Origin of the sequence: Roseburia inulinivorans DSM 16841, from assembly GCF_000174195.1 — a bacterium.
Taxonomy (GTDB): Bacteria; Bacillota; Clostridia; order Lachnospirales; family Lachnospiraceae; genus Roseburia; species Roseburia inulinivorans.
Genome location: NZ_ACFY01000099.1, coordinates 1 through 12,424, shown reverse-complemented (window position 1 = coordinate 12,424; position 12,424 = coordinate 1). Strand labels below are relative to the sequence as shown.

General features: G+C 45.1%; 14 protein-coding genes. All 14 read left to right on the top strand.

The genetic code is table 11. The annotated features are described in order from the left end of the window. The coding region (locus tag ROSEINA2194_RS11740; protein WP_007887206.1) for a DUF3879 family protein at nucleotides 1-592 on the top strand (592 nt) is incomplete at its 5' end. 48 nt (nucleotides 593-640) lie between these two features. After that, entirely contained in the window at nucleotides 641-1,108 is a 468-nt protein-coding gene (locus tag ROSEINA2194_RS11735) for a hypothetical protein (protein ID WP_044927809.1), read from the top strand. Nucleotides 1,109-1,358: 250 nt separating this feature from the next. Then, nucleotides 1,359-3,206: a recombinase family protein gene (locus ROSEINA2194_RS11730; RefSeq protein WP_014081270.1), complete on the top strand. Its 1,848-nt coding sequence runs from the start codon at nucleotides 1,359-1,361 to the stop codon at nucleotides 3,204-3,206. A gap of 79 nt (nucleotides 3,207-3,285) precedes the next feature. Further along, entirely contained in the window at nucleotides 3,286-3,522 is a 237-nt protein-coding gene (locus tag ROSEINA2194_RS11725; protein ID WP_007887201.1) for a transposon-encoded TnpW family protein, read from the top strand. Between the two features lie 87 nt (nucleotides 3,523-3,609). Then, the gene (locus tag ROSEINA2194_RS11720; protein WP_007887200.1) at nucleotides 3,610-3,924 is read left to right on the top strand and encodes a hypothetical protein; all 315 of its coding nucleotides are present in this window, start codon (nucleotides 3,610-3,612) and stop codon (nucleotides 3,922-3,924) included. Between the two features lie 84 nt (nucleotides 3,925-4,008). Then, on the top strand, nucleotides 4,009-4,569 hold the full coding sequence (locus ROSEINA2194_RS11715; protein WP_005922902.1) for an RNA polymerase sigma factor: 561 nt from the start codon (nucleotides 4,009-4,011) through the stop codon (nucleotides 4,567-4,569). Continuing rightward, the gene (locus ROSEINA2194_RS11710; protein ID WP_007887193.1) at nucleotides 4,566-5,414 is read left to right on the top strand and encodes a hypothetical protein; all 849 of its coding nucleotides are present in this window, start codon (nucleotides 4,566-4,568) and stop codon (nucleotides 5,412-5,414) included. The genes ROSEINA2194_RS11715 and ROSEINA2194_RS11710 overlap by 4 nt, the downstream gene beginning before the upstream one ends. Nucleotides 5,415-5,566: 152 nt before the next feature. Then, complete coding sequence (locus tag ROSEINA2194_RS11705; RefSeq protein WP_008982219.1) at nucleotides 5,567-5,860, top strand: DUF3847 domain-containing protein; 294 nt, start codon at nucleotides 5,567-5,569, stop codon at nucleotides 5,858-5,860. Between the two features lie 233 nt (nucleotides 5,861-6,093). Continuing rightward, nucleotides 6,094-7,608, top strand: a complete 1,515-nt coding sequence (mobQ, locus tag ROSEINA2194_RS11700; protein WP_044024718.1) for a MobQ family relaxase — start codon at nucleotides 6,094-6,096, stop codon at nucleotides 7,606-7,608. Nucleotides 7,609-7,624: 16 nt separating this feature from the next. After that, nucleotides 7,625-9,526, top strand: a complete 1,902-nt coding sequence (locus ROSEINA2194_RS11695) for an AAA family ATPase (protein ID WP_007887189.1) — start codon at nucleotides 7,625-7,627, stop codon at nucleotides 9,524-9,526. A gap of 161 nt (nucleotides 9,527-9,687) precedes the next feature. Further along, on the top strand, nucleotides 9,688-10,746 hold the full coding sequence (locus tag ROSEINA2194_RS11690; RefSeq protein WP_007887187.1) for a DUF4062 domain-containing protein: 1,059 nt from the start codon (nucleotides 9,688-9,690) through the stop codon (nucleotides 10,744-10,746). Between the two features lie 424 nt (nucleotides 10,747-11,170). Next, the gene (locus ROSEINA2194_RS11685; protein WP_006859576.1) at nucleotides 11,171-11,317 is read left to right on the top strand and encodes a cyclic lactone autoinducer peptide; all 147 of its coding nucleotides are present in this window, start codon (nucleotides 11,171-11,173) and stop codon (nucleotides 11,315-11,317) included. A 9-nt stretch (nucleotides 11,318-11,326) separates the two neighbouring features. Beyond that, a complete protein-coding gene (locus ROSEINA2194_RS11680) occupies nucleotides 11,327-11,905 on the top strand; it encodes an accessory gene regulator ArgB-like protein (RefSeq protein ID WP_007887183.1) in 579 nt (192 codons plus the stop codon). Between the two features lie 266 nt (nucleotides 11,906-12,171). Further along, on the top strand, nucleotides 12,172-12,300 hold the full coding sequence (locus ROSEINA2194_RS11675) for a hypothetical protein (RefSeq protein WP_007887181.1): 129 nt from the start codon (nucleotides 12,172-12,174) through the stop codon (nucleotides 12,298-12,300). Nucleotides 12,301-12,424: the final 124 nt, after the last annotated feature.

Below are 12,424 nucleotides of genomic sequence, written 5' to 3'. Positions count from 1 at the left end.
GGTCAACAATATTCAGTTGTCCAAAATGAACAGCAGTTCTGTACAAAAACAATTAAAAGCAGCAGGGATTGACACAAACAGTAAAAAGTATAAAGCAGCACTGAGTGAGATGATGAAGAATGGAAACGGTGCAATGTTTACAAATGTTCAGGCAATTAAGAACCTGATGAGCCAGTATGACAAAAACGGAGACTGGATTGATCCGAATACCGGATTAACAGGACTTGCTGTAACGGATGAGAACAGAAACAGTTATAAACATATCATTTCTATTCCAGAGAGCAGCCGGGAAGAAATGTTTGAACTGGCAAAGAAAGAATTCTTAAATGAAAACGGTACTTTAAATGGTGATACTACCAAAAGGGAGAGCGTATATAACAATTTATACAGAAAAATGGATAAGGATGACCGCTTATCAGCAGGCTGGACAATGGAACAATATGAACATCAATACAGACAGGCATTTGCAGAAGCAGCAAAAGCCGCTGATCCTACATGGAAAGCTGGGAAATCAATACCGGCTGGTGCATTGGATGGTATTACCAGAGAGTCTGTTGAGAGTGGCAAGAAATCAGTAGATATAAAAATATAGTATGTTTTTTATGTGGAATATATTTCATTTTTGAAGGAGGTTGCTAATATGAGAATATCAGAAAAAGCTAAAAAGACGGTTTCAAGAAAAACGTTTATGGCAGTTGTTGTAAGTATGATGGTTTGTTTGCTTTTTGTAACACCAGTATTTGCAGCTTCAAGTTTTTATAGTAAGACAACTACTAAGCTGAATGCTATTAATGGAGGAAAATCAACAACCAGCAGTTTGTCATCTGGTAGTATAATTGGATCAGATGCTTCAATCACACAGGTTAAATTGGCAATCAATGTTTCGAGTGGAACTGATCCATATACCCTTTGGATAAAGAGTCCAAATGGAAGTTGGCATTCTTATACAGGTCCGACATCTAGTAAAATATGGTATTTAGACGATTTTAATGGAGAAAATCCGTCAGGTACATGGCAGATATATATTGTGAATTCAGGAACAACAACTCATGGAAACATATATCCTGTATCAACGGTTACAGTAGGACTGACTGTGTATTATAATTAAGAATCAATGGTGCTGTTAAATAAGAAATGAAGTATATGCCATAAATAAAGTCCTCTTGAAAGGAACAGTAAGTTCGGTACAAGAGGACTTTTTTGTATGTTTTTATAAAGTATTATATTGTATGGATTCAAAAAAGCGGCAAATAGGATTCATTTCAATGACAAGTGTTTATTATTAAGAAAAATGTCACTTGGAGTGCATAATTTTAAGTGTAAATGACACATACATGGACGCACAGGAGGTTATGCACATGACTGATTATAGCAAAATTACAGCCCTTTACTCCCGCCTTTCCGTGGGCGACGAGGACAGGGACGGCGGCGAGAGCAACAGCATACAGAACCAAAAAATATTTTTGGAGAACTATGCCAGAGGGCAGCACCTAACCAATATCCGGCACTACATCGACGATGACGAAAGCGGCAGGTTTTTTGACCGTTCCGCCTACTCCCGCATGATGGACGATGTGGAAAACGGGAAAATCGGTGTCTGCATTATGAAAGACCTTACCCGCTGGGGGCGCGACTATCTCCAAGTCGGCAACGCGATGGAGATATTCAGACGGAACAATGTGCGCTTTATCGCAGTCAACAACGGCATTGACAGCGAGAAACCCGACACATTGGAGTTTGCGCCCTTTATCAACATCATGTCGGAGTGGTACGCAAAGGACATCAGCAAGAAAGTGAAAACGGGCATTAAGACCAAAGGCATGAGCGGAAAGCCGATTGTCACCGAAGCCCTTTACGGTTATGTCAAAGACCCGGACAACAAGGATTTTTGGATAATCGACGAGGAAGCCGCCGAGGTTGTCCGTTTGATTTTCCGTCTGTTTATCGGCGGGAAGAACCGCAACCAAATCGCCGTATATCTGACACAGGAGCAAATCCCAACCCCCACTTTCTACATGAAAGACCGAGGGCGGGGAACCTGTAAAAATAAGACACTCAACGAGGATAACCGCTGCAAGTGGAACAAAGCCACCTTGACCAATATCCTCACACGGCAGGAGTATTGCGGCGATGTAGTCAACTTCAAGACTACAAAGCATTTCCGGGATAAACATAACCACTATGTAGACCGGAGCCAGTGGCACATCACAGAAAATGTGCATGAGCCGATTATCAGCCGCAGCGATTTTGAAACCGTACAGCGGATTTTGGAAAACGCACCCATCAGACGCCCCAACGGGGACGGGGAAATCCACCCTCTGTCCGGCTTGCTTTTCTGTAAAGACTGCGGCGCAAAAATGCACATTCGTATAGATTACCGGAACGGCGGCAAGCGGCACGTTGCTTTTTGCAGCGAGTACCACAAGGGGAAAGCCAAGAACCCCAAATGCCATTCCCCTCACATCATGGACGCGGATTTGCTCATGCAGACCATCGCGGAAGTGCTGAAGAAAATCGAGGACTGTTCTATCAGCAACCGGGCGGAGTTTGAAGCCTTAGTGAAAAAGAACCTTGCCATGCAGCAGACCGACCAGACCAAGAAGCAGCAGAAGCGTATCCCGCAAATCACGACGCGCCTTGAACAGATTGACAAGGTGCTGAACAAGCTCTATGAGGACAACGCCCTCGGCGCGATCCCGCAAGACCGCTATGAGCAGATGTCGCAGAAGTATTCGGAAGAATACTACGCGCTGAAAGCGGAGCTTGCCACGCTCCAAGAGCAGCTATCCGCTTATGAGAACGCGGGAGGACGGGCGCAGAAGTTTTTGAAGCTGACGGAACGCCATGCTGCCTTTACCGAGCTTACCCCCGCCATTCTCAACGAGTTTATCAGCCGGATTGAAGTGCATGAGCGCGACCAGAAAAGGGCGAGATACGCAATCCAGCACATCAGCATATATTTCAATTATATCGGCAAGTTTGAGAACGAAGTGACACAGCTTGCAGAGCCGACCGAGCAGGAAATCCGGCAAATGCGGGAGGAAATCGAAGAAGCCAAAAAGGAAAAGAGCCGCGCCTACCACCGCAACTATTCAAGGGAATACCGGGCGAGAAATCTTGAAAAGCAGCGGGAGTATGACCGCATGAAAGCGCGGGAATACCGGGCAAGGCGAAAGGCACAGGCAGCCGCACAGCCCGCACAGTAAAACAGAATAACCGTCAACCAAGAGGGATTTTCCGAACTACGGGAAATCCCTCTTTTGCGCTCAAAGAAAGGAGCCGCCTATGGCAGAACAGACCCCCGACAGTATCATTACGACCCAGAGGAACGGGCAGACCATTGTTGTGGAGTTATTTTTCAATCACAGCAGCACAGAAACATTCCGCGACAAGCTGCTCAAACTGGCACTTGCCGACAGCTCGCGTTTATCCGCGTCTGACGGTCAAGAGCCGGAAAAACAGAAATCTTGCGATAACAGCCGCCCCGACGAACCATTCCCTGTCCGGGCGTTTTCTATTTGAAAATCCTCATTTTCCACAAGTCAAGAGCCGGGAAAAACACCCGAAAAATGCCCCTATTGCGTAACAGGGGCATGGAAAGGAGCTTACATGAGAACAGGGCTTACCAAACAGGAAAAGACCACCGATATATGGTTTGACGAGAAAGACCCCCTTATCCATATCCGCACACACAACACCGACTTAAAGAAGCGGCTTGCCGCCTACTCCGGACAGCACCCCGACCAGTGCCGCCAGACCGACGCAGACCCCGAAACGGGCTGCATGGAGTTTGAGATTGCAAAGGGGCGTTTCTCTTTCCGTCTGACCGCCCCATACAGTGAGGAACGGAGGAACGCCGCCAGCAAAGCGGCAAAGAAACATTCCGGCAACTTGACACACCCTATTCAAAAAGATGTGCTATAATTTTTTTGAAAAAGTTTCGGATTAGATGTAGTATTTGCCGCTGAAACCGTAGTACATAGGTGAAGCCCGAAAGGAGGCGGTGAGATGATAGACGACGAAAAAATCATAGAAATGTTTTTTGGACGTTCAGAACAAGGCATACGAGAGCTGGATATAAAATACGGAAAGGTCTGCCACAATCTTTCCTACCATATCGTAGGCAGCAGACAAGACGCGGAGGAATGTGTAAACGACGCTTATTTAGGCGCATGGAACGCCATTCCCCCGGCACGACCTAACCCGCTGCTATCTTATCTTGTTAAAATCGTTCGGAACATTTCACTCAAAATCTATTGGAGAAAGGAAGCAGCCAAACGGAGCAGCCATTACACGATTGCTTTGGAAGAAATTGAAGCCTGTATAGCAGCCCCGAATACAGTAGAAGCAGAAATCGAAGCCAAAGAGTTAGCCCGTATCATTGAAGCATTTTTAGACACGCTGACTACCGAAAACCGCGTTATTTTCATGCGCCGCTATTGGTTTTCCGACAGCTATAAGGACATAGCCGAGTTTATGGGGCTTTCAGAAAAAAACATTTCTGTCCGGCTGACCCGTATCCGCGAGAAGATGAAGCAATATTTGATTGAAAGAGAGGTATTCGTATGAATGCAAAGAAGTTTTCCGACGCTATGAGCGAGCTTGACACAAAATATGTCGATGAAGCTCTCAACTACAAGAAGAAAGCCAAAAAGCCCATTTGGGTAAAGTGGGGGGCTATTGCAGCTTGCTTGTGCTTGATGATACCATTGACCGCATTTGCCGTTGATATAATTCAATATAATGCAGCGGTTGATTATCTCAATTCTCTCGGCATTGCTGTTGAAGATTTGAGCGACTATTCTCATAAAGAAATAAAAGAAGCTGCAAAAACGATTGACGCAGGAGAAAGTAACCCGTTGACTGAAGAAATCCTTAGTCTAATACCAGAAAACAAAGAACCGCTCGATACACCGACGCAGGTAACATCTGAGCAAATTAAAGAACTAACACCGACCATGACAAGAGAAGATGTTCTTTCTCTTTTAGGTGACACACAAGATGTTGGCTCAGGCATTTATATATATCTTTACGAAGTAGACCAACAATACCTGTTGCGTATTCCTTTTGCAAGCGATGAAGCACAATTAGGTGTAACAGGAGAAGATTTGCTAAAGGCATTGGTTCCCATTTCTGGAGATATTGCTCCTATGGTCTATGTAAATGATACGCTTTATCAAATCGTTGACTCTCAACCCAACTTCGCAGATGAAAAAAGTTCTTTCAATTTGTTGGGAAAAATCGAAAACACAGTTAGTTCTTCGGAAGAACCAAAAGAAAATTTCCAAGCAAATGATGATATTGTAGGGGCTGCGGTTTATCAGTACGGCGATAACATTGTCGTTGAGTTTGAGGGAAAATACTGGTTATATGAACACTATCATAACACAGACTTTGACGGAAACTCAGACTGATATGCCCCACGCCCAAACAAGCCATACTTCTGATGAAAAAGTATCCGAACAAAACCTTCTTGCAAAGTAAATAAGTTTTCTATTTTACAAGGGCAGCCGAGAAAATCGACTGTCCTTTTTCTATGCTTATGAGCAGAAAGGAGCGCCCAACCATGACAAAGCCAAGAGAGAAAACCCGCGAGGAGTTGCAAGCCGAGATTGAGGACGGAAAGAAGAAAATCCGGCAATTTGAGAACCGGGAAAAGATGTTGCGTCAGAAGCTATCCAAAGAGGAACGCAGAACGCGCAGCCACCGCCTTATCGTCCGGGGCGCAGTCTTTGAAAGCATTGTGCCGGAAGCAAAGAACATGACCGACGAGGAAGCCGCAGCACTTCTTAGGCTTGCCTTGACGAGTGAACCAGCGCGGGAATATCTGAAAAAACGAGCAGAGGGAGCGACAAGCTGAAAATCCCTTAGGAACTAAGGGCGCACTTATACACCCTTACGGGCGTGTGCGCTCTGCCGAGGGCTTATCTCCGCACAGGGAGATTTCCCCGCGCTCCGATATGGCGGCTTTGCCGCAACAAGGGGCTGCACCCCTTGCGCCGCTTCGCGGCTATCCCTGCACACCCACAAAAACAGTACACCCGCCTTTGGCGTCTGTACCATTTTTGAGGGTTTTATTATCCTATCCGGGAGGTGATACCCATAGCCATTTACCATTGGAACATCGGCATTGTGAGCCGAGGAAAAGGCAAATCAGCCGTTGCCGCAGCCGCCTACCGAAGCGGCGAAAAGCTGACAAACGAATGGGACGGAATGACCCATGACTACACTCGCAAAGGCGGCGTTGTCCATACAGAAATCATATTGCCGCCCCACGCACCGCCCTCATTCGCTGACCGTTCAACCTTGTGGAACAGCGTGGAGCTTTACGAGAAAGCCGGGAACGCCCAGCTTGCGCGTGGGATTGACGCAGCACTCCCCATAGAATTATCCAGAGAGGAACAGATCCGGCTTGTCCGGGAATACTGTTCCTCTCAATTTGTTTCCAGAGGAATGTGTGTGGATTTTGTTATCCACGACACCAACAGCGGCAACCCCCATTGTCATATTATGCTTACCATGCGCCCCCTTGACGAGCGCGGCGCGTGGGCAGCAAAGTCCAAAAAGGAATATGACCTTGATGAAAACGGTGAGCGTATCCGCTTGCCAAGCGGCAGATATAAGACGCACAAGGTTGACCTCACGGGCTGGAACAGCCAAGAGAATGCGCTTGTTTGGCGCAAGGCATGGGCTGATATTTCAAACGACTATCTTGAGCGTGCCGGAAGCCCGGAGCGTATCGACCACCGCAGTAACGCCGAGCGCGGCATTGACGAAATACCGACCATCCATATGGGCGTAGCCGCCTGTCAAATGGAGAAGAAAGGTGTAGCCACCGAGAAAGGCGAACTGAACCGAAATATCCAAAAAGCAAACCGCCTTATCCGGGAAATCCGGGCGCAGGTTAGCAAGCTCAAAGAATGGATTGCCGACCTGTTCAAAGTGTGGGAAACCGCCCCGAAGCAGCCGGCGCAATCTCCCAACCTTGCAAATCTGCTGATGAAATATTTGAGCGTTCAGAGAGAAAAGAGCCGGAAGTATTCGCAGCGTTGGCAACAACAGCACGCAGCCGATGAACTGAAAACCATAGCGGCAGCGGTCAACTATCTCTCCGAGCATGGCATCTCTAATCTTGACGAGCTGGACGTTTCTCTTTCCTCTGTCAGTGATAGAGCCTATTCAATCCGGGCAGGAATGAAAACCGCCGAGGAACGCATGAAGAAGCTACAAAAGCTAATTGAATACGGGAAGAATTACACAGAGTACAAGCCCATTCACGATGAACTGAAAAAGCTGCAAAACGGCTGGACAAACAAGCGCGACAAGTACGAGGAAGCCCACCGCGCCGAGCTGACCCTATGGGACGCGGCAAACCGCTATCTCCATGCAAATCTGCCGAAAGGAACAAAGACCTTGCCTATTGCGGAATGGGAACAGGAATATGCTGACCTCAAAACACAGAGGGACAGCGATTATACCAAACTGAAAGATACCCGCACCAATGTTTCAAAGCTTCAAAAAATCCGCAAATGCGTGGATATTGCACTCCGCGCCGACCAGCCGGAGCAGACGCAGAGCCGCACCAAACGGCATGATATAGACCGCTGAAAGGAGTTGAACTTTTATGTATTACACCCAAGAACAGATAGACCGCGCCAACCAAGCCGACCTTGTTTCTTTCCTGCAAGGACGGGGCGAGCAGCTTACCCGCGCCGGAAATGAATACCGCTGGAAGCGGCACGACAGCTTGACCGTCCGGGGAAACAAATGGTATAGGCACAGCCAGAGCAAAGGCGGCGCACCCGTTGATTTTGTCATGGAGTTTTTCGGCAAGAGCGTCACCGAAGCCGTTGAACTGCTGACAGGCGAAAAAGGAGCCGCCCCGCCGCCGGACAGACCAAGCCCCGCGCCCCTATCCGACTTCCGACTGCCACCCCGCAGCACCGACAACCGCATAGCGAGGAACTACCTCACAGCAGCCCGCCGCATTGATGAAGATGTGACGGGCTTTTTCTTTTCCACCGGGGATATTTACGAGGAAGCCGCCCACCATAACGCCGTATTCGTCGGCAGAGATGAAAGCGGCATACCGCGATACGCCCATCAGCGCGGCACAGCCGGGAGTTTTCGGCTTGATGTGAAAGGCAGCGACAAAGCCTTTAACTTCTGCTACCGTGGCGAGGGCGAAAGGTTGTTTGTCTTTGAAGCCCCGATAGACCTCTTATCTTTCCTCTGCCTGTTCAAAAAGGACTGGCAGAAGCAAAGCTATCTGGCGTTGGGCGGCGTGGGAGAAAAAGCCCTGTTGCGCTTTCTCTCTGACCGTCTGAACATCAAGACCGTTTACCTCTGCCTTGACAACGACAACGCCGGAAACGATGCTTGCAGCCGCCTTGCGGAGCTTGTGCCGGAGGGCTTGACCGTCCACCGCCTTGTGCCGCTTTACAAGGACTGGAACGAGGTATTGCAGCACCGGGCAGAAATCGCGGACGGTAAGTATATCCGGGAAGCGATTTACGGCTTGAAAGAGCCACCGCAGGAAGAAACCGTTGAGATTATCCGCATGAGCGAGGTTGATACACAGACCGTTAAATGGCTATGGGAGCCGTATATCCCCTTTGGGAAAGTAACCATTGTGCAGGGCAATCCCGGCGAGGGCAAGACCACTTTTGCCCTACGCCTTGCCGCCGCCTGCACCACCGGGGGAACGCTGCCGGGAATGAAGCCCTTGCCGCCATTCCAAGTAATTTACCAGACCGCCGAGGACGGGCTGGGCGATACCGTCAAGCCACGCTTGATAGAAGCCGCCGCAGACCTTGACCGGGTGCTTGTGATTGATGAAGCCAAACGGGAGCTTACCCTGTCCGATGAGCGCATAGAAAAGGCAATCACGCAGAACGGGGCGCGGCTGATTATCCTTGACCCCATACAGGCGTACATGGGTGAAAAAACCGACATGAACCGGGCAAACGAAGTGCGCCCCATGTTCCGCCGCCTTGCCGATGTTGCCGAGCGTACCGGGTGCGCCGTTATCCTTATCGGACATCTCAACAAAGCTGCCGGAGGGCAGAGCGCATACCGGGGCTTAGGTTCTATCGACTTCCGCGCCGCAGCAAGGAGCGTCCTGCTGATCGGGCGCGTGAAGCGAGAACCGAATGTGCGCGTTATCGTCCATGACAAATCTTCCCTTGCACCGGAGGGCAAGCCCGTTGCCTTTTGCCTTGACCCGGAAACGGGCTTTTCATGGATAGGCGAATACGACATCACCGCCGACGAGCTGCTGTCCGGCGCGGGCGGCAACAACGCCACCAAAACCGAACAGGCTGAAAGGCTGATACTTGACCTGCTTGCAGACGGGAAAGAGCTTGCCAGCGAGGACGTTGTAAAAGCCGCAGCCGAAGCCGGAATATCCGAAAGGACGGTACAGAACGCCAAGCGCAACATGGGCGGCATTTTAGGCGCAAGGCGTGTCGGCGGTCAATGGTACAACTTCATCAAGAAGAAGCAGCCACCCGAACCCGCAAGCTGAAAGTGCAAAACGCAGACCCTTTGCACTTTGCGCTTTCGCACTTTCACGATAATTTGCGTCAATAACTCAAAAAAGCACTTGACAAAACGCTTCATGATAGATAATTATGGAAATAATTACATTGGTTTGTTATACTAAATAAAAAGCAAAGGGGGAAAGTTATGTTTAAGAAGATGCCGGTATGCAGACTGATGATTTCGTGTCCTTCTGATGTAAAAACAGAGGTAGAGATTATAAATAGAGTTGTGGATAATATAAATGATTCTATAGGTATTTCTATGGATATTTTTGTAAAAACGCTGTATTGGTCAAAGAATGTTATGCCAGAAGCGGGAAATTATCCACAAAGCATTATCAATAAACAGATTTTAGATAAATCGGATGCAATTATTGCTATATTTGGTAATAGAATAGGAAGTCCTACACAACATTATGAATCAGGAACAATAGAAGAAATTGAATTGATGATACAGAAGGGAAAACAGGTATTTGTATATTTTTCTGATAAGCCAGTACGAAAAAGTGAAATTGATATGGAAGCGGAGACAAAGATACAGGCATTTAAGGAGAAATACAAGGACAGAGGAATATATGTTGTTTATGCTTCTGATGAGGAATTTAATGATTATGTCAGTATGCACCTTACACGCTATCTTACAACGGAACTTGCAAATGAAGTAAATCGTGTGAATGAGCATACAAGATTTGACGATTCTATATCACAGAGAAAAGAAGTTGATTTAATTTACGATTATACTAAGTTTTATGATATAAAACAGGTTAGTTCTTATACTGATTCAAATATTATGAAAATAAGAACACATAAAGACAGTTTTGAAATGGATATTGACATAATCAATGTAAATAAAATAGAAAATCAGGAATTTGCAATGGCATTATTTGAATATGCTCCATGTGATAACTGGTCAGCTTTTTTTGAAGCAGGATATTTTTTTGAATTTGATGCGGCAAGTAGTGGAGATATAAGAGCTTTTCAATTGGAAATAAAAGATGATATACGAAATAAGGTAATTGATAGAACATTACAGGTTAGCTGCGAGGAAGAACATTTCCGAATATGGATTCCTTCTACAACAAGAGATTCAACTGCGTGGAAAAAAATATCGCAGGTTTGTTTTGTTGTATTTTTCAATAGTACATATATTGATGGAGAAAAAGGTCTGTTGACAATCAGAAATCTTAAAATGGTGCCCCGATAGGATAATACTTTGAAAGTATGCAGAAAAGTCTAAAAGATATTGAGGAAAATCATGTAAGAGGTAATGATAGACTTATTTAGGTAGGTAAGCAATTTTCGGATTTAAAGCAGTAACAGAAAATTAAAATTGTAGATAAGTAAATAAAATAATAGAAAAAATTATATGCATCTAATCCATTTGCGGTTTAGGTGCTATTTTTTTGACAATATGAATGCGATCGCTCGTAATATCAATATGTTTATCAATAAAAATATATGAAGCAACAGAACAGATGATATTATATTCATCAGCATTTTTGCTTTTTTTTGCTTTTTAATAAGTGAAAAGTCTTACTTCGTGCAAAAAAATCGTACTTGGTGCAAAAAAGGTAAAATTTTATAAGATGCTTGTCGATAGAAAAAGAAAAATAAGGAGGTTTTCAAGCATGAAAAAACTTAATGATGTAGCATTGAAATTACTTGCAAAAGCAGCATATGCAAACGCAGAGAAAGAGGCAAATTCAGCGTGCCTGTTTATTGGCTATCAGCCTAAAATGCCACAGAAAGTAAAAGAACTGAAAGAAAGAAAATAGTATTTTCCTATGGACAAATTGCTGAAAAATGTTCTATCTTGCATGAGGACAAAAGGACTTCTGGATAAAAATGAGGAAGATGTATATCGCTTTGGCTTAGAATGCTTATTGTTAGAGGTGGTACATTACTTGTCATACATAGTAATTGGTTTTGCTATGCGAATGATAATACCCATGATTGTAACTGCAATGGTGTTAATACCATTGCGTAGAAAATCGGGTGGCTTTCATGCGAGAACAAGGAGTGGATGCTATTTATTTTCATGTTCCATAGTTGTTGCGGTATGTTTATTGGATAAAATCATTTTTCCACTATGGTTATGTACTGCAACTACATTTGGGGCAAATGCAATTATATTTGCATTTGCTCCAATAGAAAATGAAAATCGAACATTAGATCAAGAGGAACAGAAAAAATTTAGAAAACAGGCGTTAATAATTTTAGTATTGGCAGATATGGCAATTATTATATCACACAAAATTCATATTGAAGTATGCCAGTGGTTATTAAACGGTATGATAGTTGCTGCACTACTGAATTTGTGTGGAAAAATTCAGACAAAATGCAAATTAGAAAAAATATGGTAGGAACTATTGCTAAAGAGTGGAAAAAGGTAACAAAAAATTGTTTCCAATAAAAAATTATCGTTGTGTTGGAACAAACATACTTGTATAGACGAGAAGTTTTGAAATCGCTTTACAGGAGGGGCATAATACTTGGTTGTGTTATGTTAGAGACAGATAGGGTTTACATTAGTTACATGGCAATAGCTGTTATATTATATGCAGCTTTGCTTAGTATAGCAAAAATTTTAAATAGGAGGTGAGAAAGAATAAAGCAGATTAATAAGAATGTGCTGAAAGTTGTAGAGCGTGTCATGAGAAATGAAGCTGTATATGGGATAAATGGATTTTCCACACCATGTATGGAAATACTTCATCAGCCGAAACGCCCGATTAGCCAGAAAAAAAGTGAAAGATAGTTAGCTGGCGTTTTTTACTATTATATCTGTAGCCATAGATGCTATAGGAATTTAATTATTTATTCTAAGATGACAAGTACAAAAAGGAGGAAAGATAGTAAGCGATGAATAACACACCGCCTAC